Genomic DNA, 22,757 nt, shown 5'->3' on the forward strand with positions numbered 1-22,757 from the left:
TGTCCCTATAAGGAATAATTAGAACTATAATAGATAGCCACATATATGAATTATATTACAATATACAATTCATTACAGGATAGAGAGGTAAGCAATGAATCTCAAAGATCTTCTTCAGAAATACAAAAACGGTGAAGTCGGGATTGATGATACCCAGGCCTGTATACGATCCCTTGGTTATGTTCCGGTATGTGATGTCGCCAACATCGATACGTTCAGGAAACACAGGACAGGCATCATGGAAGCAGTACTTGCAGAAGGAAAAACATCGGAAGATGTTCTGGAAATTGCAAAAGCCCAGATTGAGGCAACGGGTCGTGTCCTTATAACCCGCCTTAGCGAAGATCAATCCACATGTCTGGAAAATGAATTTGGCAGTGAACGGATAGATTGGGGAATCCATCACAGGACTGCAGTTGTTCATAACGGGACACCCATTAGAAAGACCGGTGGTGTTGTGGCTATAATTTCAGCCGGTACCGCTGATATCAATGTTGCGGAAGAAGCGCGGATGACGGCAGCGGAGATGGGATGTGAGACTGTGAAGATATATGATGTGGGAGTTGCCGGTCTTCACAGGTTGCTCAACGAGGTAAAGAACCTGGAATCTGACAGACCGGATGCTGTAGTGGTTGCAGCCGGTCGTGAGGGTACATTGCCAACCGTGGTATCAAGCCTTTTTGATGTACCTGTAATAGGCCTGCCTGTATCAACAGGATATGGAATAGGGGCACAGGGTGAAGCTGCCCTGTATTCGATGTTACAGTCATGCTCGGTTCTGTCTGTTGTTAACATCGATGCAGGTTTTGTTGCCGGAGCATTCGCAGGCAGGATCGCAAATACAGTTGCTGCTGCACGAGAACAGACTGATCCAGTAGTTATTGAGAATCAACAAGGCCGGTTATCATGAAAATTATACTGTTCGATCCGTTCTCCGGTGCTGCCGGAGATATGATTATGGGTTCATTGATTTCACTCGGGGCCGATGGAAACAAAATAAAAGAGACTCTCGAATCAAGACTTGATATCTCAATGCTTTTTGAAAAAACTGTCAAACTGGGAATTGAATCTGTTGATGTCAAATTCAATATACCCGGCTTTGAAAATGCCAGAAGTTACCGGGAAATCAAGAATTTCATAAAAGGGTGCGGCCTTGCTTCAGATATAGAAAACGATGCTATTAGTGTATTTGGTATCCTTGCAGATGCTGAATCAAAGGTTCATGGAAAACCAATTGAAGAATTACATTTTCATGAAGTGGGACAAACTGATGCTCTTGCAGACATCATAGGTTCATGCATTGCAATCCATCAGCTGGGTGTCAGAGAAGTACTTTGCCTGCCAATAAATACAGGGACAGGAACGGTAAACACATCTCATGGAATTATGCCGATACCTGCCCCTGCAACCCTTGAAATATTAAAAACATCGGAACTGGAATTTTATGGCAAAGGAAATACGGAACTCCTGACACCCACAGGTGCTGCTTTACTGGCCCATTTTGCAAAAACCACCCTGTCCATTCCTGCCGGAAAGGTTAGGGATACAGGATACGGGGCAGGAGATATAGACACTGATTGGCCTAATGTGCTGCGTGCTTTTATGATAGAAACAGAAAAATCCTTATCCAGGGATGAAGTGGAAGTACTTGAAACAAATGTCGACGATGTAACCGGGGAAGTACTGGGAAATCTTTTTGATCGTTTACTGGAAAATGGTGCTAAAGATGTATCCATAATACCTGCGACAATGAAAAAGGGAAGAGCAGGACATATCATCAAGGTTGTAACTCACTCACATCATGGTGAGGAACTTGCCAGGATAATCATGGAAGAAACTGGAAGCCTTGGCATTCGGACTATTCCAACAAAACATCGGTATATAGCAGACCGCAGGATGGGGACCGTTGAACTTGAAATTAACGATATTCCCTATCAAATTGCAATCAAGATAGCCCATACACCAGACAGTGGCATATTACATATCTCAGCAGAATATGATGATTGTAAAGAGATCTCAAAAATTACCGGAATTCCGGTCAGGGAAATTATAAGAAAAGCCCAAACAAAGGCCAGGGATAAATATGAATGAAATTTGGCTTTCATCACCCTTTAATTGAATGGGCTACAGTAAATTAAAGATCATCTTCTTCATTTGATAGGCGACGTCCCTCATAATAATCCTGCTGCTTTGCTATTTTATTGAATTTTTTGCAGGCACGAACCCATAAACAAAGAGGTCTCTCACTGTTTTTTTTACATGTTTTAAGAGCCATAAAATACCTCCAGATTAAATTTGAACAAGACTGGATTTGAAGTTTTTCACTGAACATGGATATTAAAAGTATGCATAAAAGAAAGTGGAAATTAATTTGGTGATGTCAGAGTGACCATTTCATATGCTACTTTGATAAGCCTATACCAGGTATTCAATGTGGACCTCATCGATATTAGGTCATCTGATGTAACTCTCATTACCAACTGAGAGTCCTTGACATCTATTTCTATTGATGAACGATCGGTAACCAATCTATCCAGTTCTGGTTTTACAGACAGGTACAATTTAAGGGCATCCGGAGTTTCAATGATTGTTTCAGAAGATGAATCCATACTTAATCATCCATTGTCTTGAACCCTTTTACCTTTAGATTGAATAGATTATTGCCATTACAATAAAAGCTCATTAAATCATCATCTATCTGAATAGAACACGTGGAGTTATTATCACTTTCAGGTAATAAATCAGCGAGTAATCCTGCCAGTTTACCATTGCCTTTAATGGCTGGCATACTGCCCTTTGAAGAAGATTTTTTGGGTTTGTCATGGAATGCAACATTCATCCATATGGATAATTGTTGTTGCCCTTCACTATCAAAAAATGTCAGACTGGCAGGATTGCCATGATATTGTCCTACTATAAGCAGGGTTTCAGCATCCATACCATACAGTATGTCCTCTAAACCACTTTTACCCCGTGTGACATACTCGCAGTTAAAAAAAGATGCAAGATACTTACAAAGGGTACGGGTTGGAGGTGAAGGAGAGCGTGATGAGGAAATTAACATCCTCTCACTCTGCTTTCAATGTCTTTATAGTGGTAGGCCTTCCTTTTACAAGAATACGATTCCCACAATAAGGACAGCGTATTCCGGTGTACTGGTAGTCAATTTCAACTGCTCTCTTACACCGGGTACATTTATAATCCATATATATTACTCAACCTGTTCGACTGCTTTCTTAACTGTTCTGGATATCGTTTTGCCCACAGAAGTGGATGGAATGTATGTACCACCTGCAAAGGTGTGGCCACATTTCTTGCATTCCCAGATACCTGTACCGACCCTTTTTACAGTAGGTCTGTCACATTTTACACAGGTATGTGGCATATGTGTCCGTTCTTCGATATCTCCAACAAGTTTACGATCCTTACGACCGTATCTGGTACCATATCTTCCTGCTGAACGGGAAACCCTTCCCTTTTTTGAATACTTTTTTGCCATGATAATTGTCTCCTTGGAGGTATGATCTAAAAACCCTGTTACTCATATTTCCAATAAATACTTTTCTCGTATAATCTCGCCTTTTTCCTTCGCGATCTTACTTGCTTTAACAACTTGTGCCGGTGACAAACTACCTGAACCACTTTTTTGCATTGAACAAATGGAACCGTCCTGATTAGAGGATATGGTAATTCTTGTTTCACATACTGATTCTTCACCATAAGTGGGATCTAACAACATTTCATCACCAATCTTGACCAGTGATATACCCACAGGCATTTCACGCACAGGCAGGGGATAATCTTCACCTTTTCCTTCTCTTTCAGAAGGTACTGTTGTGGTCATAAGGGCAGCGATTGCACCCAGGGATGCGGCGTCAAGTATATTTCCGGAATTATTCAGAACATGGACATCAATGAAAACCATCCATACCTCTTCGCCTTCCGTAATACAGAGCTTATTTATATCTATTGCGCCAGATTCCCTTATGCCTCTATCTACAATCCTGGCCATCTCGATAGCTTTCTCTCTTGGAGGACCTGCTTCAAAGTCAGGTGAAGCAATCGGATTAAGTTCCATACTGGTAATGATTACTCCTTCTGCAGGACTATCAGGGAAAGGAGTACCAATCTGCATTTTGACACCCACCATTACCTGGGTATCCCCATACTGCACCATTGCAGAGCCTTCTGCCTTATCGATAATACCTGTTTCAAGAGCAATATCCCTTAGCTCATCGAATTGGCGACCGTCTTCACGTTCACCCTTGAGCATAAGGTTGTAAATATAATCCCTTTTCAGTCTGGAAATAACCTCACTGCCGCTCATCTTCTTCACCCTCATCCTCTTCGGTTACATCATTTTCATCCGCATTTTCTGCTTCAGATTCTTCATTGTCGAATGAGTCATCCCTTTCTTCTTCCTCTTCTTCTGAATCAGGGACTTCTTCTGGACTTTCCTCTTCAGCTTCTTCGCCTTCTTCATCCTCATTCCCATATCTGGAAACAAGGACTTCACGCTGAATTTCAAGAATTTGCTGGCAGCCTTTTTTAACCATCTCCAGGCCTTCTTCAAGTTCTTCAGGAGTAAGGTGGCCATCCATCTGGAGAAGAGTTATTTCCCCATCCTGGGTCATTGCGACAGGAAGGTCAGCCTGACCATAATTATCTTCTGGTTTGTTGAGATCAAGAACAAGCTGCCCATCAACTTTCCCGACTGCACAGGCTGAAACAAGCCCTTTCATGGGTATGCCAGCATCTGCAAGAGCAAGTGTTGCTGCATTGATAGCAGCGGTCCTGGTCCCTGCATCGGCCTGTAATACTTCTGCGAATACATCTATTACAGCACCGGGATAATATTGTGTCATCACGACAGGTTCAAAAGCTTCTCCACTAACTTTCGATATCTCAGTACTTCTTCTGCTTGGACCCGGTCTTATCCTGTCTTCCACAGAAAAAGAGGCCATATTATACTTGTAGCGCACAAGTACTTCATTGGGTTTCTGCATCCTTCTCGGGTGCAGTTCACGGGGGCCATAAACTGCTGCAAGCACCTTATTATTTCCCCATTCAAGGTAACATGAGCCATCAGCTCTTGAAAGCACACCCATCTCTACTTTCATGGGTCGGATCTCATCAACACGCCTTCCATCAAGGCGGAGACCCTCATCATCAATAAAACGTTCCGGTTTATCACTCATTACAAGTTCTCCAAAATCCTGCTCAGTATATTAAATATTAAAAAGCCGCTCAATTTTCATCTTCATCACTAAGCAGCACATCTACTTTTCGGCAAGCGTCTTCTGTGTAGTCCTTCTTACTACTGGTAAATGGTACAGGTTTTTCCTTTTCCTCGATTTCATCGGATTCTTCATAACGCAGGAAAGCACTAATATGGTTGGTCAATCCTGATGTGTGGGATTTATTTTCAATAATCTCTATGGCCTGTGTCAGCCTGTTCATATCTTCATCTTTACCCTTTAACCATATCCTTCCGTTTTGTCCTATGAAGATGTCACAATTGGATTCCTTTTTGAGCATTGAAACCATGGATCCATTATGCCCGATGATACGTGGAACCTTCGTAGTGGATACATCTATAATCCTGCCTTCATCCAGACGGCGAAGACCTCGATCCTTCATTGAAAGTTCCACTTTCATGGAAGTATTAACATCTTTTATACGCAAAATCGCACAATCCCCGATGCCTATTTCCTTTCGCATCATTGAACTATCCACCCTTTTGGGATATTCAGATACATGAAGAAGTCCGTCATACGGGGAGCCGATATCAAATATCCAGTTTGATGAAGTGACTTCTATTACATAACCGATCACATAATCCCTGGGGGACGGTATGTACTTACCTGAAAAAGGAACAACTGTTACACGATTTTTATCATTGGCCACCCCGTAGAACAGTGAGTATACTTTGCCTTCATGCACATACGTACCTGTTCCAGCTTGCTTTTCATTTTCGGAAAGCACCTGGCCGGGATAAACGATTTTGCGTTTCATCCTGAAATCTCCTTATAAGAGCTCAGTCTCAGCATCGCCTTTTGTGAGCCTGTTAATAAGACCATAAAAATCATTCTGCAATCCTGCGGGCATCCTGACTACAGCTGTCCAGGAACCATCATTTTCCCATTTATCTTTTACAAGGGTTCCAAAATTTGCTATTTCACCGTAAGATTTAGCTGCATATGAAGGAGGAACCTGTACCTTAATATCGACCTCTTCAAACCTGATAGGGATTATTGGACGAATTGCTTTCATCACAATTTTTACCTGCTCATCAACACTTTTGAGAGGATCAATATGTACTTTTGCTTCTTCCATTGCAGTTTTAATACGGGCCGGTGGATGAGGCGCACGTGTTTGCGGATTAAGCGCATTATGAGCAATAATGCTTACAACCTGCTTTGTCTTTTCTTCAAGGAAATGCTTTCTCTGCTCCTGGGTAAGCTGTAGTTCTCCATGCATTATGATGTTGCCTGCAACTTCATAAACATCATCCGTACCAAAACTGTTAATGATATCGGATTCTGCTGCATGGTCTCCTTTCTTTGCATCGGAGAAAATATCTTCAACAGCAAGAATTGTTTCCAGCTTTACATCATTTCCTTGCCTGTACTCAAAAGCACCATCCGGGTCAACCAACACTTCAAAATGGTTACTACCTTTCTTAAGACGGGCAATTAAAGCTTCATCAAGAGATACCATAATTTTTCACACCTTTACTGGATTTACTGTTCTGCTTCTTCATCTTCTGCTTCTTCGGTTTCATCTTTGTGGTTTTCAAGTATCCGCTCCACATAGGATTCAACCTGCTGACTGGAATATTTGGAGAACATCTTATCTTCCACTTTCACCACACCGACTTCCAGAGTGGATGCATCCAGTTTCATGTCTGAAGCATTGTAAAGGGCTTCCATACCAAGCATAATAGCTTCATCCAGATCCATTCCGTCCTTGTATTTTTCTTCGAAAACTTCCATGAAGGCGTTTCTACCTGCACCGATCGCTGTTGCCTTATATTCAAGTAGTGCTCCGCTTGGATCTGTTTCAAAGAGTTTTGGTGTGGAGCCATCAACACCTGCTATTAAAAGAGCTGTTCCATAAGGACGTACGCCGCCGTACTGAGTGTAGGTCTGCTTGTGATCACAAATCTTCTTTGAGAGCACATCAACGCTTATAGGCTCATCATAGGAGACAACATTAACCTGTGCTTCTACTCTGGCACGATCTACAAGAGCACGTGCATCAGCTACAAGTCCTGAAGTAGCTACCCCGATATGTTCATCAATCTGGAATATCTTTTCAATGGATTCAGCTTCAATCAAATGACTGGTAATTCTTTTGTCCACCAGAAGGACTACACCGTCACGGGCTTTGATTCCAGCAGCTGTGGTTCCTCTCTTTACTGCCTCACGGGCATATTCTACCTGAAATAATCTGCCATCAGGACTAAAAACCGTGATCGCTCTATCATAACCCATTTGTGGTGCCATCTGCATTTCGTATCTATCTCCTATTAATTCTTATGCACGTGGTATCGATAACAACGTATAATATAGTTTCTATCCATTTATATGTGTTTGTCATTAGGGACGCTATATGAATCCCTTTTTTCAATGTACTTTTCGGTTGCCGATCGCACAGTACCTGCAATTCCAAGCACATTTACAATTGCAGGGTACCCACCTACTCTTGTAATTGTAGCAAGTATAGCCCGGGTCAGGTCTTCTGAACCTCGCTTGCAGCGAAGTATACCCATGTTATCATTTAAATCAAGCAGCCTGATACCGGCCTGACTTGAACCAAAATCGCCAATTAATGCAGCGGAATTGGAAAAGATCTCATTGAGGAAATCCTCCCGTGAAACCCGGACCTCACAGATTAATTCCAGTGCAAGATACCTTTTCGGGTCTCGAAGAGTAGGAGGGAGTACTTTCATTAACAAAGCTCCTGACCATTGTATTGAATAATGCGAACACCTTGCGGCATTGAGGAATTTCTTCTGTTGCGTTTAATAATTCTTTCCGGAATAGTACTCAAAGCTGCATTTGCTTCATCCTTTTCCATACCGAACAATCCGGCAAGCGCAATCATTTCCCCGGGAGCCCGTATGTCATAGCAGGACATAGCATTGCTCGTCAGTACTGTAGAAACATGGTATTTTCTTGCAAGTTGTAAATTTTTCCTGAAATGGGCCAGAGCATGTACCCGCCTTCCACCCCTCTGTTTGATTATGGCATCAAGATTGAATGCGATTGCCACTTCATTATCGTGGGCTGATTTTGCAAGGACATGATTAAAACCATTGTCTCTGCCGGTGGGAAGATTAGTCAGGACATCTACATTGGGATTTTCTACTGCACTGCGATTTATGGATTCGCTGCCCCCATGAACCACAAGAACATCTACTTTCTTGCGATATTTCCCAATGAGACCATGAAGTTTTGAAGAATTACGGACTTCTATCCCCACACCCCGAACCAGTTCTATATCTTCATGCGAACCATCAGATGGTGGTTCCTTATCAATATGATTCGTTATACCAATTCCTGAATATCCAAGATGGTTTGCAACTGAAAGCATCTGTTTTACAGAACTTGAACCATCCGCAAGCACATGTATATTCAAATCGTAGTAATCAGACCCGCTCAAAAAAATCCTCCACCATTTCAAGGGCTTTATTCCTGTCTTTAGGATAAGTGGCGATTTTTATTTTGACAGCAATCGCATCGGAAGATGATTCCGTAACCAGTTTTCCTGAGTATGCGTCCTGCTTGCTAAATCGTAGATGCAGCATCAGCTGATCATCGAGACGCTCATCCAGTTGCTGAACAAGTTCCTCTCTTTGTGATTTAGATAATTCCGAAACCAAGCGATCCATAAAAGCGGAAGTTTCAGCCTTGCGCTTAAAATCCAGACTATACAAAGCCATCGGGTTACCGTAATGTCCATCCACAACCAGATAATTTATCTGATTATCGATATCCGGAGAGTTACGGATAACATCCGGTAAAAGAAATTTCAGGGCAGAGACTACTCTGTCCCTGTCTTCGGTTGCATGCGCAGTTACGCGCAATGTTATATAGTGAATCACTTGCCCTGGTTATTGTTGGACCGGACACTCGGCCTGGTTTTTTCCGTACCGGTTCCTTTACTGCGCATACCTCTACTCTTTCTTCCTGCGCTTGTTTTTCCACGGAAAGTACGTCCCCGGCTGGAACTGTCACATATCCATTTAAGGTCCTTGTCTTTAACAATGGCAGGATGGAATGGATCCACAAGAATTGCTTCAAACCATTTATTCTTTCCATCTTCTCCTACCCAGTAAGAGTTGAGTACTTCCATGTTAGGATGGCGGCGTGAAGCCCTTTCCTCGGCAATTCTCTGGAGACTCTTTTCTCCTGTGATCTTATTTTTACCCATGTGCTGGGTCCTTCTTCCACGCATATAACGGGAATTACGCCTGCTTCCACGATGTACCTTTACCCGTACGACTGTGATTCCCTGTTTTGCCTTATACCCAAGGGAACGTGCGCGGTCTACACGGGTAGGCCTTTTTACACGGGTTACTGAGCCTTCACGTCTCCATTCCTGGAGTCTTTCCCATCTGAGATCCTTTACATAAGAATCATCAGGTCTTTTCCATGCGTCTCTTACATAACTGTAAAATGATTTTGACATTATTTCACCTTGTTTCATTCATTGACGGTTCAGCCATAAAGGCCACACTCCAACGGGATTTTTCCCGTAGATGAAACACGCCGCTAATACGACGGCAATATGATTTAAAGGTTTGTGTTACAAAAGAAAAGAAAAACGTGGGGCTGGTGAGATTCGAACTCACGATCGACGGGTCTCTCCGAACAACTGCACTTAGCAGCTTTGACTGTTCTTATGAACACATATCAGTGCTCCAACGGTTCCTCACTGGCAAACCCCGTCGGGCAAGCCTCAGTAGACCCGTTGTTCATCATTTATCCGCTGGAGCCCGTCGCCATTCCTGGCTAGGCCACAGCCCCGCAAAACACGTTGCATGAAACGTGTAAGCATCCACCCAATACACCTCATATATAATATATTTACCGGTGCAGAGGCGGATAACGCGGCAAATATGTAATGAATTTACTCATAATCTTCCAGCAGATCTGCCAGCTCAATGCAAATCTTCTCCACCTGTGCCGTCATTTCCTGGCAGGAGTGGCCCAACAAACGCCCCATATAAAAAGGCCCCCCCTGCACCGACTCCTTCTTTTACATAGCCCATTTCGTATTGCTGGAGACCTACAAGTTTAGATTTGCCAAATCCGAGATCTTGAGCAAACATATCTACTCCAATCTGTTTTGCCAAGTCACGGAAATTTGCAGTTTCATCATTTGCCACATAACTCGTAGTAACAATGGAAAGATTACCCGTATCCATTCCCATATGTTTTATAATGCTGAATACGGCAGCCATTTGTGTTCCACCTGCAAGAATTACACGTGTACCACAACCTATACCGGAAACAAGTCCGGCAACCGCAGGCATCATGGGATCACCCACACAACGTACAGCTTCAAGAGGATCCTGCCTGAGTTTTCCGTGAGTGATATCTGAAGACTCAAGAGCTTGCTTTACAACCTGTGCTTTCAGTCCTATAGGATTCACTGAAGCACTACTACTCACTTTTCCATCATATCCCAGAGCGTTAAGAACCGCCTGGGCAGTTGTCGTCCCACCGGGAATACTCTCCCCAATAACTATAAAATCTGATTTATCTTTAAGTTTTTTACCTGCTTCTTCTGCACGTTTGAAAACAGTGTGCGGATCATCTACTGCAATTTTATTGCGTATATCCGCCCCTGCAGGCACTTCAAGGTCTATCATCGGAACCTCGGGGGTGAGCTTCATACCCGCACGCACAAACACATGAGGAACTCCCGTAGTAACCAGAACGGCACGTGTAGTGAGCCCGGGCGTAGGAGTGTTAAAAGGAGGAGTCATAGGCAGTACGGGAACAGTTATGATATTTCCCGTTTCCAGCACTTCAGCATCTCCTGCAGGAGTATAATCTGTCAGTTTGGCACTCTTTCCTGCGGCTGAAAGACCCTCTATATATGCAGTTTCAGTGTTAGAAAGCACACATACGAAAAGAGGCTTTTCAGGTACATCTTTATGTCCAGGTAGGAATGAATCCATAATTACCACTGTTTTATTTTATAAATTCAATAGGTTCTTGCAATATAAATGGAATTGACTGCCTCTTCACCACACAGAGGGCATTTTTTACCCCTACAATCAGGTTGTTCATTCGGTATTCCGAGTATTCCGGCTCCAATGACATCTTCCATCTCTTTACCGCAATCTTCTCTTCCACACCAGTAAGTTTGAACAATTCCATGAGCCAGTTTATCTTTGATCCCTTCCAGATCCTCACAAAGGAAAATATGCTCCTGTAATTGTGCCTCAGCCTGTGAATACAGGTTTTTATGTATATCTGCGAAGGTCTCCTTTATGGTTGTAGATATATCCTCAAGTGGAATCTGTTCTTTTTCACCGGTGTCCCTTCTTGCCATCATTGCTGCCTTATTTTTCAGGTCACGAGGGCCGATTTCCAGCCTGATCGGTACACCCTGCATCTCCCATTTGTAGTATTTGGCACCCGGGCGCTTATCGCTATCATCAGTCTTGACCTTAATACCGGCATCCTTGAGCTCTTCTGATACCTTTTCACAGGCTGCAAGAACTTCTTCAGGATTTTTGAATATGATAGGAATAATAACAACCTGTACCGGGGCCACCTCAGGCGGAAGTACAAGTCCCTTGTCATCACCATGAGTGGAAATTAGAGCTGCAAGACAGCGTTCGGAAACACCATAACAGGCCTGGTGAGCATATACCTGCTCCCCTTCAGAATCTTCATAGGTTATTTCAAAAGTCTTTGCAAAATTGTCGCCCAAATGATGAGCAGTACCTACCTGAAGCGTCCTCCCGTCAGGCATCAATGAATCAACAGCAATCGTATAATCCGCACCCGGAAACTTGTCCCATTCGGGTCTTCTGGAAGATAGTATCGGTATCGCAAGCCTGCGGTAGAATTCAGTATAGATCCTGATTGCCTCATCTACCTGCTAGGCTGCTTCATCCCATGTAGCATGAACTGTATGCGCTTCCTTGAAAGAAGTTATCTCCCTGAGGCGTATAAGAGGACGCGTGTGTTTTGTCTCATAACGGAATGTGTTGACAATCTGATACAGGCGCAAGGGGAGGTCTGCATGAGAGCGCACCCAGAGTTTATACATAGGATATATGGCTGTTTCACTTGTGGGACGCAATGCAAGATTTACTTCAAGAGGAGATGTGCCCCCATGGGTCACCCAGTAGACCTCATCCTCAAATCCCTTTATGTGCTGTGCCTCTTTCATAAACTCGGGTTCAGGGACAAGCAGAGGAAACATTGTTTCTTCATGATCCCTATCAAGAAGTTGCCTCATAATAGAATATGTTTTTTTTCTGATAGTGAAACCGAAGGGATGCCAGACATAAATACCCTTTACAGGGTAACGTACATCCATTATCTTTGCAATTTGGAGTAATTCATTGTACCATTCACTGAAATTGTCTTTTGATGGCAGTGATGCTTCTTTTTCCTGTTCGCCCATAAAGTCACCAGAAATTGTTTTTAAATCCTGCGAAGATAAATCGACCCATTATTTATAGTCATTTCCAAGAGGTTGGATATTTTCAGAAGAGTCAACCTTAAGATCAGCGGAATCAGCATCCAGAATTATCATCCCTGTCTTAAGTGCTGATGCCTCCTCCGGAGTAAGATTGCTGCATGATGCCTTCTCAGATATAATAGTACTGTTACCCAGTGGATCTTCCATTATGACGGTAAGATTAGCCTTGCCGGAAAGTGTATCATTTAACCTTTCCAGAATATTTTTCCCTGCAGCCTCTTTTTCCGGATCATCTTGAGACCATTTTATTGCAGCTTCCACTACATCCCTGACCCTGTAGAGCAATCCTTCAATATTTGTCACATAGGAATCAGAAACATTTCCGGGTTCGACAACAATACCAAGTTCAGGAATTCTTATAGTTCCAGATATTGATCGGATAACCCTGCAGTTAAGGTCTTCTTCCTTTTCTATTTTCAATTCACAACGTATCGGCTCTTTCTGAGCCAGGATCATAGTGTCTGTAAAACGAAAACCACACCCGCAACGCTCGTTACATACATAACTTCACCAAAAAAAAGGTATATCGTCACTCTGCCAGTGTATGATCATTTCATTGTGGCAAAGAGGACATGTGGTTTGGGTATCAAATCCCTCTTTCCTTTCGCTTTCTGGGTTCAATATCTCCCACCAATTACCTTGGACCTGTCTATTTTTACGCCGGTTGGTGTTACCAATACCTGATCTTCTTTGATCCCCGCGATATCACCGTGGACATCGATTATAACTTCCTTGAGATCTTTCAAAGCACGGTCCAGCATCAGTTTATCAGCCTTTATATTGGAAATATCAATCATAAGGATATTGCCGTCATATATTTCCTTTTTAAGGGACGGTAATTCATTAAGATTGGTAAGTTCAGCAACCCTTACGTAAGTTTCAGCAGGTTCCTCATCCATTACCTCTTCATATTTACCAAGATCAAGTTCCGTGTACTCTTCTGCAGAAGACGTAGCTTTAGTTCCACTTCCGAACAATTTGTCCATGAATGCCATAGTCCGCACCTTTTATTTTGAATTAAAGAACTAATGTCCTTATAACGTTCATTATATTTTAAAGATATCTTTGTCTTAAAGTTCCAGATTCCAGAACTCATCACCCACATAATGCAGGGATTCTACTACTTTGCCTGAATCCGCAACCATCTGAGGTCCAGGCACAAGGGCCTTTCCGATAGCCAGTGGTTTATTATGAGCTTCCTCTTTTATAACGACAATGTCCCCTTCTTTGATAACAGGATCTGCCGAAACAATACCCGGACTCATTATATCCGCGCCATTAATAACAAATTTAACGGCACCCTGGTCCACAACTACCACGTATTCATTTATACCATATTCAAGCACGCCCCTAACTGTAGGGTGCCAATCTTCCTCATATTTGAAGAATAAGATTTTACCCTCTACAATGAGGACTTCCATGTTATCTGCCCGGGCACTTTCTATTTTACTATCTTCAAGACGGCTAATCTTGCCAAACTTTTCTTCCATTCCTTCAAAAAGTTTCTTCCTATCGGATTTCCTCAATTGTACCCTTGATTTTACCTTCAACGTATCACCCGGACGGATAATCTGATTGTATTAGAATAAAAGCTGCCATAAGGATTTAAACCTTTATGCCTAAACCGGTTTGTTCACTTTGCCTAAATTATTTAAACCCATTGTCGTATTTAGTGAAAAATATATCTGACAATCTTGATTATCGATTACACATATGAACCTACAGAATAATCTGAATTTTCAGGGTCTTTAAAAGGAGAATATTATGAATAAATATGATGCCATTGTAATTGGTGCAGGAGCAACAGGCCTGCTTGCCGCACTGACACTTTCAAAACACGGAAAGAAAGTATTGGTACTTGAAAAAAATCACCAGGTTGGGGGAAACTGTAACAGTTACGATGTTGATGGTTTCCAGGTCGATACAGGCCCCCATGCTATAACCCATCTGGAAGCAGGTCCTCTAAAAAGATTGATGGAGAATTACTTTGACTATCTTCCTATTTTCGAAGATTACGGAAATTATTTTGTCAGAACTGAACGCAATTTTCTAAAAGTACCTTCTAACCTAAAGGAATTTGCTGTATTCGATGCACTGCCCCGCAAAGACAGATTACTTATCGCACAGACCCTCACCAAAGAATTGACACTTTCTACCTTCGGTGTCGACCTTTCAAAAAAATCTGTATATGATGCACTGCCAAAGACACTATCCACCGATTCATATAATTTTGTTGATGCAATCTCTCATTTTCTATCAGGTAAGTCAATGAAGGAAACCTCGGTACACAGAATTTTAACAGGGAGCAGTTTTGTCAGGGACAGTATTACACAGGCACAATTTGCCAGTATTGTATCAAAGCCTGACAGACCGCCTGTGGAATCTATTCTCCAATCCATCATCCCTGCAAATTACCATAATCAATTACAACTTCGGTTTAACAGTGTATCAAGCCAGTTTTCATCCCTTGGAAGGCTTGCAACAAACAAGGCAAACTATTCGCAGGGATATCCAAGAAAAGGTCTCAAAGCACTGCTCAATGCCATCCTGTATTCTTTACCCGATTCAGTTGATATAAAGACGGAAAGTAAAGCTAAAAAGATACTTGTTGAAAGCGGTCAGGTAACAGGAGTGGAAAGCGATGAAATCTATCTTGCAGACATAGTCATACACACCGGTTTTGTAAAACATTTACCCGAATTAGTGCAGGATTTACCCCGCAATTATATCGAGGAATTGAACGGAATTGTTAATAGTAAGAGCCTGACTGTATGGCTGGGTCTTGATGAGGTCAGGAAGGAATTCAACTACAGGGGTTCTGAAATCTGGTTTAAGGATAATGCCTATTGGGCAATGCCAATAAGTAACTATGACCCAACCCTTGCTCCGCCGGGGAAACAACTTGTAGGTTTTGCTTTTGCAATAGATGACTCATCTCCTGAAAAGAAAGAAATAAAAAAAGCCCATGAGACAATATACACAGCTGTTCCTGATATCCAGGATCATGTGGAAATGCAACATGATCAGGTAACCATTCCTGAAAAAGCTGCAGTTACTATAAATGGGCATTTTGCAAAAATAAGAACACCTGTAAGGAATCTTTATGTGGCGGGTACAGATACCGATAGCCGCAGTATGGGAGTCACTCGTGCAGCCTATTCCATAATTGAAATGCTAAGAATATTAAACGAAGATTCAAACCTGCATTGAAACATGCATATTATGTTTCTTAAAAATTGGATTGCAGCAACCATTTTGGCATTCAGTATAAAAGATTCGTGAAATATTTAAAGCTAAATTATTTAAACCCATTGTAGTATTAGGATAATCAGAATATCAGCTGTTCATGGAGATTACTTATTATGATCAAGGAAGTTACCGATCAATATAATGCACAAAAAATCGAGGAAAAAGTCCACAATTTCTGGGAGGATAACCAGGCCTACATGAAAGTAAGAGAGCATCGCCGTGGAGAAAAGCGATTTTTCTTTGTGGACGGCCCGCCATATACTACCGGACATATACATCTGGGTACCGCCTGGAACAAAATTATCAAAGACTCCATCCTTCGTTACAAATCCATGAATGGGCATGATATTGTAGACCGGGCCGGTTGGGACATGCACGGCCTTCCCATAGAAGTAAAAGTTGAAGGCGTTCTGGGTTTTGAATCAAAAAAAGATATTGAAAGTTATGGTGTCGAAAAATTTGTTAATAAATGCAAGGAATTTGCCCTGAAACAAAAGGACGCCATGACAGACCAGTTCCGCACCCTTGGCACATGGCTGGACTGGGAAGACCCTTACATGACCCTCAAGGATGAATACATAGAAGCTGCCTGGTGGACCCTCAAACAGGCTTACGAAAAAGATCTGCTTGAAGTGGGTAAAAGGGTAGTGAACTGGTGTCCCCGCTGTGAAACAGCAATTGCAGATTCTGAAGTTGAGTATGAAGATCGTACCGATCCTTCCATTTTCATCAAATTTGCAACAAAAAATGAAAATGACACCTATATTGTTATATGGACGACCACACCCTGGACGATCCCCGCAAATATGGCTGTGGCTGTAAATCCTGATTTTGAGTATGCAAAAATAAGGGCCGTGAAAGAGGATAAGGAAGAAATACTCATAATGGCCTCCGATCTTGTGGAAAGTGTACTTAAAAAAGGACGGTACACAGATTATGAAATCCTTGAAACAATGCCAGGTGAAGATGTTGCAGGAATGGAATACAAGCATCCACTTGTAGAAAACATACCAGAACAGTCCAAATTCGATCATCGGGTTTATCTTGCAGATTTTGTAACTGCTGAAAATACAGGTTGTGTCCACATTGCACCAGGCCATGGTGTGGACGACTTTGATGTAGGAAAGGCAAATGACATTCCCGCTTTCTGCCCTGTAGGTTCGAACGGTCACTACACCAGAGAGGCCGGTAAATATGAAGGCATGAATATCCGGGATGCCAACAAAGTCGTGATGGAAGACCTTGATGCAAAAGGCCTCCTACTTGCCGATGATACCATCACTCACCGCTATGGACATTGCTGGAGATGTAAGACACCTATCATCTATCTTGCCACCAAACAGTGGTTTATCAAGATCGGTGACCTGAAGGAAGACATGCTTGCGGAAATTAAAAGGGTTGACTGGCATCCTGACTGGGCTGGCTCTGCAAGATTCAGGGACTGGATTGAAGGGGCAAGGGACTGGTGCATATCCAGGCAACGCTACTGGGGAATCCCCCTGCCTGTATGGAGATGTGAGGAATGTGAATCTCTCAAGGTAGTGGGAACCCGCAAGGAACTGCAAGAAATTGCCGATGTTGATCCAAACACCGAACTCCACAGGCCCTATGTGGACGAAATCAAATTAACATGTGACTGCGGCGGCCGGATGTCAAGGATTGAGGATGTTTTTGATGTATGGTTTGATTCCGCAGTGGCATCCTGGGCCACACTGAACTATCCTCACCGGGAAGACCAGTTCAAAGAATGGTGGCCTGCAGATTTCATAACAGAAGGACATGACCAGACAAGAGGGTGGTTCTATTCCCAGCTCGGCGCCAGCATGGTGGCCTTTGGACAGGCTCCTTACAAGAGTGTGCTGATGCACGGGTTTACACTGGATAGCACAGGAAAGAAAATGTCCAAAAGCCTGGGTAATGTGGTACAGCCCCATGAAGTTATTGAGAAATATGGTGCGGATTCGCTGCGTTGCTATGTGCTTTCTTCAAGTGCTCCGTGGGAAGACCTGAAATTTAACCAGGATGAACTTGCAACAATCCACCGGACAATAAATATTCTCTGGAATGTCTATCGATTCCCTCTTCCCTACATGGCCCTGGATAAATTTGATCCCCTGGAAGTTTCTTTTGAAGCAGTTGAACCATACCTGCGCAAAGAAGACCGCTGGATATTATCCAGGATGCAATCCGTAATAGAAGAAGTGGACAGGTCAATGGAGCAGTACCTCCTGCATCGTGCTATCAGGACCATCAATGAATTTGTATTGGAAGATCTTTCCCGGTGGTACATCCAGCTCATTCGACCCCGTACCTGGAATGAGGCGGATGATCCTGACAAACTGGCAGTTTACAGGGTTCTTTATGATGTATTTGCAAACCTCTGCAAAGTAATTGCCCCGTTCATGCCCCATCTGGCAGAAGAAATGTATGGAAATATTGTGAAAAACGTTGATCCCGATGCAGCTTTGACTGTTCACATGTGTAACTGGCCAAAAGTGGATGAATCCCTCAAGGATACCGATCTTGAAGAAAAAATGACTGCTGTGCGTGCCATGGTTGAAGCCGCATCCAATGCACGCCAGAAAGTCAAGAGAAAACTACGCTGGCCGGTCAACCGTATAGTCATTGAACCTGAAAACAGGCAGGTCTACGATGCTGTAATGGACCTGCGTTTTGTCCTTATGGACCAGACAAACGCCAAGGATATAGATCTTGTGGAAGTTAATCACAGTTGGGATGAACTTGGAGTAGAAGCATCTCCAAATCACAGCGCCATAGGACCGGTCTTCAAACAGGATGCAGGCAAGGTCATCCAATACATCCAGAAAGCCGATGCAAATGAATTGAAAAAAGGACTTGCAAATGGGGAACTGGAGATATCCCTCGAAGGCGAATCTGCAACATTAACCCCGGAAATGGTCAAATTTGAGGACAAAATACCTTCAATGGTTGCTGTTGCAGATTTCAGCGGAGGGAGAATCTATGTGGATGCAAACCTGACCAGGGATATTGAATCCGAAGGTTTTGCCCGTGAAGTGATCCGCAGGATACAGGATATGCGAAAAGAACTCGACCTGGAAGTGGATGAGAACATCCTTGCACATATCCGTATAGATGACGAAAGAATCGTCGACCTGGTGCTGGACAGGGAAAACTACATCGCAAAAGAGGTCAGATCACAGGTTCAGGTAATTGGCTTTGATGTGGATGCTACAGGCACTCTGGTAAAAGACTGGAATGTGGAAGGTATAGATGTACATATTGGAATATCCCCTGCTAACTGAGGAATTTGTATGGAATATGACAAATGGGAACCAATATACAAAAAAATAGTAGAAGATTTCGGTTTTTCCGAAGATGCTGATGCAGATGCTGCACAGCTTCTTTCAAATCTTCTCATCGAACCTGTAAAAGCGGACCTAAACGATCTTACTGATGTTATCAAGGACAAAGATACATTAATTTGCGGTAATGCGCCCACACTGAAAAAAGATCTTGAGCAGGTAGACCCTTCAGACCATGTGATCATTGCTGCCGATGGAGCAACATCAGTCCTGCTTGAGCAAGGCCTTATTCCGGACGTGATCGTAACTGATCTTGACGGAGATGTTGAAAAAGAGATTGAGGCAAACAAGAAAGGAGCCATAATGGTAGTGCATGCCCACGGGGACAATACAGGCAAAATTCTTTCTTTTGTACCTCTTTTGACCAACATTATCGGTACATCCCAGACAAAACCACCACAAGGCCTGTTCAATTTTGGAGGCTTTACAGATGGGGATAGATGTGTTTTCATGGCTCATCAACTGGGGGCAACTTCAATGACTCTGGTAGGTTTTGATTTTGATGATGACAATGTCGATGAAATTAAAAAGAAAAAGCTTAACTGGGCACGTCGGCTTATTGAAGGATTTGCATGAGAATGCTGTCCCAGATAACCTATATATAATTTCGTATTAATTTATATCTAGAACTTCAATGCAAACACTGGTAATCTGTATAGACCGGGACAACGACCTTGGGGACAAAGCAGGGGTCCAAACACCAATTATAGGCAGAGAGGCTCACATAGATGCTGCTGTCAGGCTTGCGTCTGCAGATCCGGAAGATTCAGACATCAATACACTGTTTGGCGGAATCCGTGTTTATGACGAGCTGAAAGAAAAGGGAACCGATGTTGAGCTGGTCTCTTTTGCAGGTGACCGGAATGTAGGTGTGATTTCCGACCAGCGCATCTCACGCCAGCTTGATGATGTACTTTCCCGCTATAATCCACAGGAGGCTATTTTTGTTTCCGATGGAGCTGAAGATGAAACCCTTCTGCCCATCGTTCAATCAAGAATAAAAATCGATTCGGTAAAAAGGATAGTCGTCAAGCAAAGTGCAAATCTTGAAAGTACATATTACATTCTAAAACATGCATTTAATGATCCCAAGATTTCCCAGACATTTTTTGTCCCTCTGGGACTTGCAGCTCTTATCTATGCAATATTCCTCCTAGCCCGATATCCGGAAGGAGCGATTATTGGGATCTCCGCTGCTATTGGCATTTATATGTTATACAGGGGATTCAATCTGGACGAATCATTTGTTATTGCCAGGGAAAAGATGAAACAAGCCTTCTATGCGGGCCAGATGACCTTTGTCACCTATATGGCCGCAGGGTTACTGACAATAATCGCAACCATAATAGGAGCTCTGGAATTGTGGGGCTATTATACAACAGGAGGTGGCTGGTATTATGGTCTGATTACTCTTGTGACCGTTTTCATAAATAAATCCGTATGGTGGTATGTTTCAGCCTTCCTTTTTGCGATTGCAGGAAAGATAATTGACCTAAAAATGGAAAAATATTTTTGCTGGAGAAAACTATCTCCTGCCCTATTTGTGATTGCAGCAGGTTTTCTCCTATGGGGCTCCAGTGAATACATATTATCAATAAGTTCCCTGCCTTCCGAATCTACAGCCGGTAGTTTCAGCTTACAATATTTCATTTACTCGGTAGTGTTATCCATAATTTCAGCCCTTGCAGGTGTAAAGTTATCCATTACAGGTAATCGAGAGAAATGAAAATGGACAGGGAAATTTCTTTTGCCATAATTGGAGGTGTAGGTTTCCTCAAAAATAATGGTTATGAAAAAATTACCGTTTCAAGTACCTACGGAGATGTGGATTGTTTTATTGGTAAAACCAGGGGTATCAACTTTGCCTTCATACCCAGACATTCGATATCAGGGCCGCATATCCCTCCTCACAGGATCAACTATCATGCCATAATATGTGCAGTAAAAAAACTTGGCGTCAAACAGGTAATAGCCACAAATTCTGTAGGCTCCATGAAAGGCCACCCTACAGGCTCATTTTTTATCCCTGATGATTTCATTGATTTTACAAAAGGGCGCGAATCCACATATTATCATGACCAGACCGTACATGTGGACATGAACCAGCCCTACTGCCCACGGCTCAGACAATCTCTCATGAGTGCTTTGCAGGAAAACAGGGAAGACCTCTTTGAAGGAACATACGTATGTACTGAAGGGCCACGTTTTGAAACAAAAGCAGAGATACAAATGATGGCTTCATTTGGGGATGTTGTAGGTATGACCGGCCTGCCGGAAGTTATACTTGCCCGTGAAATGAAAATCTGTTATGCCTCAATATGTACAGTTACCAACCCTGCATGTGGCATGGGAAATGAAAGATTGACCGCAGATGAAGTGATTGGTGTACTTAAAAAACGGGAAAAAGTACTATTTGATCTTATTATCAACGCATTCCTTTGTATGGATGAGAAAAGGACATGTATATGCAGCCTGGCAAAAGATCAGGCATGTCTTTAAGATCAGACAACATCCTTAGATGTATCAATATGGACCCCGTCTGCCACATTGAACTTGATAACATCAGAAGTAGGTACCATACCCCTGATCTTCGGGATTGAGAGTTTGTTTATTATTTGATCCGATGATCTTTCAATGAGTACGTCAAATATCACATCTGCAGAATTGAAGAGATCACTTTCAAGTGCTTCAGGACTACTTCTTTTAAGGCTGTAAAGGTAGGTTTGGGAAGCCATCTGTTTTGTTGTTTCATAGAGCATGTTTAATAGACGTTTGACCAGGCCTCTATTGACATTAAGATTGGTATAAAAGGAAAAAGTATCAAATATTACATTCACCTCATCGCCTTCCGCATCCAGAGCAATATTCTGTAGATTGTATTCAGTGAATTCGATTATCTTCGAATCGACAAACTCATTGCCGACACTGCTCACCATTTCTCCGGTTTGTGTAAAGTAGTATTCTCCATAAACATCAACAAAAATAATATTGGATGGATCAAAACCTAAGTTTACTATGTCCTGATGGATATATTTGGGGCGCCGACCTGTGGCAAAATAGTAAGTTTTCCTTGTCTGAGAAAACTGATACAGGAAAACCTCGGACATCGATACGGGATCTGCAGAAAAATAGACCAATGAACTTGACGGAAGACCCCCGCTGAGACTGTCATCAAGTAAGGATATTCCCGTAGGCATAATAATAGGTTTTGATTCATCAGCAGATGCACTCCCTGAATATTTATTTGAATTGCCCAAAACATTCTTGCTTTTTGGCGGTTGTGTCATTTGCTGAACTTCAAGATGTCCATTATTGTTATTCTGCATAACTACCCTTCACTACTAACTATTACTATATGGAGCATATTTATAAAACTTTACGCTAAAATATACTGAATAATATTTGATCAAACATATAGTATTATACGAA

Annotated in this window: 24 protein-coding genes, 1 tRNA gene and 3 pseudogenes; 7 read left to right on the top strand and 21 right to left on the bottom strand. The window is 42.5% G+C overall.

Translation table 11 applies throughout. The features are described 5' to 3' along the window. The first annotated feature begins 94 nt into the window (after window positions 1-94). Together larB and larC are read left to right on the top strand one after the other, a co-directional pair. Window positions 95-910 (top strand): nickel pincer cofactor biosynthesis protein LarB, encoded by an 816-nt coding sequence (gene larB, locus C9889_RS00805; protein WP_129596452.1) that lies wholly within the window; start codon window positions 95-97, stop codon window positions 908-910. Continuing rightward, complete coding sequence (gene larC, locus C9889_RS00810; RefSeq protein WP_129596454.1) at window positions 907-2,091, top strand: nickel pincer cofactor biosynthesis protein LarC; 1,185 nt, start codon at window positions 907-909, stop codon at window positions 2,089-2,091. The genes larB and larC overlap by 4 nt, the downstream gene beginning before the upstream one ends. A gap of 43 nt (window positions 2,092-2,134) precedes the next feature. On the opposite strand, the gene C9889_RS09975 is transcribed toward larC, so the two are convergent. From C9889_RS09975 to C9889_RS00900, 20 genes and pseudogenes are all read right to left on the bottom strand, one after another. Further along, the gene (locus C9889_RS09975; protein ID WP_164999238.1) at window positions 2,135-2,275 is read right to left on the bottom strand and encodes a hypothetical protein; all 141 of its coding nucleotides are present in this window, start codon (window positions 2,273-2,275) and stop codon (window positions 2,135-2,137) included. A 91-nt stretch (window positions 2,276-2,366) separates the two neighbouring features. Beyond that, window positions 2,367-2,609, bottom strand: coding sequence for a KEOPS complex subunit Pcc1 (locus tag C9889_RS00815; protein ID WP_129596456.1), 243 nt, complete (start codon window positions 2,607-2,609; stop codon window positions 2,367-2,369). A 2-nt stretch (window positions 2,610-2,611) separates the two neighbouring features. Further along, window positions 2,612-3,064, bottom strand: a complete 453-nt coding sequence (locus tag C9889_RS00820) for an rRNA maturation protein (protein WP_129596458.1) — start codon at window positions 3,062-3,064, stop codon at window positions 2,612-2,614. A 4-nt stretch (window positions 3,065-3,068) separates the two neighbouring features. Next, a complete protein-coding gene (locus tag C9889_RS00825) occupies window positions 3,069-3,206 on the bottom strand; it encodes a DNA-directed RNA polymerase subunit P (RefSeq protein ID WP_013037265.1) in 138 nt (45 codons plus the stop codon). A 5-nt stretch (window positions 3,207-3,211) separates the two neighbouring features. Beyond that, window positions 3,212-3,499, bottom strand: a complete 288-nt coding sequence (locus C9889_RS00830) for a 50S ribosomal protein L37ae (protein WP_129596460.1) — start codon at window positions 3,497-3,499, stop codon at window positions 3,212-3,214. A 42-nt stretch (window positions 3,500-3,541) separates the two neighbouring features. Next, window positions 3,542-4,336, bottom strand: a complete 795-nt coding sequence (gene rrp42, locus C9889_RS00835) for an exosome complex protein Rrp42 (RefSeq protein WP_129596462.1) — start codon at window positions 4,334-4,336, stop codon at window positions 3,542-3,544. Beyond that, on the bottom strand, window positions 4,314-5,198 hold the full coding sequence (rrp41, locus tag C9889_RS00840) for an exosome complex exonuclease Rrp41 (RefSeq protein ID WP_129596464.1): 885 nt from the start codon (window positions 5,196-5,198) through the stop codon (window positions 4,314-4,316). The genes rrp42 and rrp41 overlap by 23 nt, the downstream gene beginning before the upstream one ends. A gap of 49 nt (window positions 5,199-5,247) precedes the next feature. Continuing rightward, entirely contained in the window at window positions 5,248-6,015 is a 768-nt protein-coding gene (gene rrp4, locus C9889_RS00845) for an exosome complex RNA-binding protein Rrp4 (protein WP_129596466.1), read from the bottom strand. Between the two features lie 12 nt (window positions 6,016-6,027). After that, complete coding sequence (locus C9889_RS00850) at window positions 6,028-6,720, bottom strand: ribosome assembly factor SBDS (RefSeq protein WP_129596469.1); 693 nt, start codon at window positions 6,718-6,720, stop codon at window positions 6,028-6,030. 23 nt (window positions 6,721-6,743) lie between these two features. After that, window positions 6,744-7,514, bottom strand: a complete 771-nt coding sequence (psmA, locus tag C9889_RS00855; RefSeq protein WP_072358139.1) for an archaeal proteasome endopeptidase complex subunit alpha — start codon at window positions 7,512-7,514, stop codon at window positions 6,744-6,746. 71 nt (window positions 7,515-7,585) lie between these two features. Continuing rightward, window positions 7,586-7,954, bottom strand: a complete 369-nt coding sequence (locus tag C9889_RS00860) for an Rpp14/Pop5 family protein (RefSeq protein WP_129596471.1) — start codon at window positions 7,952-7,954, stop codon at window positions 7,586-7,588. Then, complete coding sequence (gene rnp3 / locus C9889_RS00865; RefSeq protein ID WP_129596473.1) at window positions 7,954-8,667, bottom strand: ribonuclease P protein component 3; 714 nt, start codon at window positions 8,665-8,667, stop codon at window positions 7,954-7,956. The genes C9889_RS00860 and rnp3 overlap by 1 nt, the downstream gene beginning before the upstream one ends. Next, window positions 8,654-9,091: an RNA-binding protein gene (locus C9889_RS00870; RefSeq protein WP_164999239.1), complete on the bottom strand. Its 438-nt coding sequence runs from the start codon at window positions 9,089-9,091 to the stop codon at window positions 8,654-8,656. The genes rnp3 and C9889_RS00870 overlap by 14 nt, the downstream gene beginning before the upstream one ends. Window positions 9,092-9,105: 14 nt before the next feature. Next, a complete protein-coding gene (locus tag C9889_RS00875; RefSeq protein ID WP_072562128.1) occupies window positions 9,106-9,696 on the bottom strand; it encodes a 50S ribosomal protein L15e in 591 nt (196 codons plus the stop codon). 138 nt (window positions 9,697-9,834) lie between these two features. After that, a tRNA-Trp gene (locus C9889_RS09980) sits at window positions 9,835-10,034 on the bottom strand. Window positions 10,035-10,137: 103 nt separating this feature from the next. Beyond that, window positions 10,138-11,194: pseudogene (cobT, locus tag C9889_RS00880) on the bottom strand (nicotinate mononucleotide-dependent phosphoribosyltransferase CobT). 26 nt (window positions 11,195-11,220) lie between these two features. Beyond that, a pseudogene (proS, locus tag C9889_RS00885) lies at window positions 11,221-12,657 on the bottom strand (proline--tRNA ligase). Between the two features lie 48 nt (window positions 12,658-12,705). Next, window positions 12,706-13,212 (bottom strand): annotated as a pseudogene (locus C9889_RS00890) (ZPR1 zinc finger domain-containing protein); the annotation flags it as partial. Between the two features lie 140 nt (window positions 13,213-13,352). After that, entirely contained in the window at window positions 13,353-13,730 is a 378-nt protein-coding gene (locus C9889_RS00895; protein WP_013037251.1) for a cell division protein SepF, read from the bottom strand. 75 nt (window positions 13,731-13,805) lie between these two features. Continuing rightward, window positions 13,806-14,285, bottom strand: a complete 480-nt coding sequence (locus tag C9889_RS00900) for a DUF1947 domain-containing protein (protein ID WP_129596477.1) — start codon at window positions 14,283-14,285, stop codon at window positions 13,806-13,808. 214 nt (window positions 14,286-14,499) lie between these two features. Between C9889_RS00900 and C9889_RS00905 the strand changes: the two genes are divergently transcribed. From C9889_RS00905 to C9889_RS00925, 5 genes are all read left to right on the top strand, one after another. Next, window positions 14,500-15,945 (top strand): phytoene desaturase family protein, encoded by a 1,446-nt coding sequence (locus tag C9889_RS00905; RefSeq protein ID WP_129596479.1) that lies wholly within the window; start codon window positions 14,500-14,502, stop codon window positions 15,943-15,945. A 152-nt stretch (window positions 15,946-16,097) separates the two neighbouring features. Further along, on the top strand, window positions 16,098-19,268 hold the full coding sequence (gene ileS / locus C9889_RS00910) for an isoleucine--tRNA ligase (RefSeq protein ID WP_129596481.1): 3,171 nt from the start codon (window positions 16,098-16,100) through the stop codon (window positions 19,266-19,268). Window positions 19,269-19,277: 9 nt separating this feature from the next. Then, window positions 19,278-19,904, top strand: coding sequence for a 6-hydroxymethylpterin diphosphokinase MptE-like protein (locus tag C9889_RS00915; RefSeq protein WP_129596483.1), 627 nt, complete (start codon window positions 19,278-19,280; stop codon window positions 19,902-19,904). Between the two features lie 58 nt (window positions 19,905-19,962). Further along, window positions 19,963-21,054, top strand: a complete 1,092-nt coding sequence (locus tag C9889_RS00920; RefSeq protein ID WP_129596486.1) for a DUF373 family protein — start codon at window positions 19,963-19,965, stop codon at window positions 21,052-21,054. Between the two features lie 2 nt (window positions 21,055-21,056). After that, window positions 21,057-21,827 carry an MTAP family purine nucleoside phosphorylase gene (locus tag C9889_RS00925; RefSeq protein WP_129596488.1) on the top strand — a complete coding sequence of 257 codons (771 nt, stop codon included), beginning with the start codon at window positions 21,057-21,059 and terminating at the stop codon, window positions 21,825-21,827. Between the two features lie 2 nt (window positions 21,828-21,829). Here C9889_RS00925 and C9889_RS00930 read toward each other — a convergent pair whose 3' ends face one another. Then, a complete protein-coding gene (locus tag C9889_RS00930; protein ID WP_129596490.1) occupies window positions 21,830-22,654 on the bottom strand; it encodes an RAD55 family ATPase in 825 nt (274 codons plus the stop codon). Between the last annotated feature and the right edge of the window lie 103 nt (window positions 22,655-22,757).

The organism is Methanohalophilus profundi (assembly GCF_004137855.1).
In the GTDB taxonomy this organism is placed as follows: Archaea; Halobacteriota; Methanosarcinia; order Methanosarcinales; family Methanosarcinaceae; genus Methanohalophilus; species Methanohalophilus profundi.

Coding starts and splice junctions, on each gene's coding strand:
- larB (WP_129596452.1), top strand. CDS start 95: ATGAATCTCAAAGATCTTCTTCAGAAATACAAAAACGGTGAAGTCGGG.
- C9889_RS00930 (WP_129596490.1), bottom strand. CDS start 22,654: ATGCAGAATAACAATAATGGACATCTTGAAGTTCAGCAAATGACACAA.
- C9889_RS00915 (WP_129596483.1), top strand. CDS start 19,278: ATGGAATATGACAAATGGGAACCAATATACAAAAAAATAGTAGAAGAT.
- C9889_RS00850 (WP_129596469.1), bottom strand. CDS start 6,720: ATGGTATCTCTTGATGAAGCTTTAATTGCCCGTCTTAAGAAAGGTAGT.
- C9889_RS00925 (WP_129596488.1), top strand. CDS start 21,057: ATGGACAGGGAAATTTCTTTTGCCATAATTGGAGGTGTAGGTTTCCTC.
- rrp41 (WP_129596464.1), bottom strand. CDS start 5,198: ATGAGTGATAAACCGGAACGTTTTATTGATGATGAGGGTCTCCGCCTT.
- C9889_RS00860 (WP_129596471.1), bottom strand. CDS start 7,954: ATGAAAGTACTCCCTCCTACTCTTCGAGACCCGAAAAGGTATCTTGCA.
- C9889_RS00895 (WP_013037251.1), bottom strand. CDS start 13,730: ATGGCATTCATGGACAAATTGTTCGGAAGTGGAACTAAAGCTACGTCT.
- C9889_RS00825 (WP_013037265.1), bottom strand. CDS start 3,206: ATGGATTATAAATGTACCCGGTGTAAGAGAGCAGTTGAAATTGACTAC.
- C9889_RS00815 (WP_129596456.1), bottom strand. CDS start 2,609: ATGGATTCATCTTCTGAAACAATCATTGAAACTCCGGATGCCCTTAAA.
- C9889_RS09975 (WP_164999238.1), bottom strand. CDS start 2,275: ATGGCTCTTAAAACATGTAAAAAAAACAGTGAGAGACCTCTTTGTTTA.
- C9889_RS00920 (WP_129596486.1), top strand. CDS start 19,963: ATGCAAACACTGGTAATCTGTATAGACCGGGACAACGACCTTGGGGAC.
- ileS (WP_129596481.1), top strand. CDS start 16,098: ATGATCAAGGAAGTTACCGATCAATATAATGCACAAAAAATCGAGGAA.
- larC (WP_129596454.1), top strand. CDS start 907: ATGAAAATTATACTGTTCGATCCGTTCTCCGGTGCTGCCGGAGATATG.
- C9889_RS00905 (WP_129596479.1), top strand. CDS start 14,500: ATGAATAAATATGATGCCATTGTAATTGGTGCAGGAGCAACAGGCCTG.
- C9889_RS00830 (WP_129596460.1), bottom strand. CDS start 3,499: ATGGCAAAAAAGTATTCAAAAAAGGGAAGGGTTTCCCGTTCAGCAGGA.
- psmA (WP_072358139.1), bottom strand. CDS start 7,514: ATGCAGATGGCACCACAAATGGGTTATGATAGAGCGATCACGGTTTTT.
- rrp4 (WP_129596466.1), bottom strand. CDS start 6,015: ATGAAACGCAAAATCGTTTATCCCGGCCAGGTGCTTTCCGAAAATGAA.
- C9889_RS00875 (WP_072562128.1), bottom strand. CDS start 9,696: ATGTCAAAATCATTTTACAGTTATGTAAGAGACGCATGGAAAAGACCT.
- C9889_RS00820 (WP_129596458.1), bottom strand. CDS start 3,064: ATGTTAATTTCCTCATCACGCTCTCCTTCACCTCCAACCCGTACCCTT.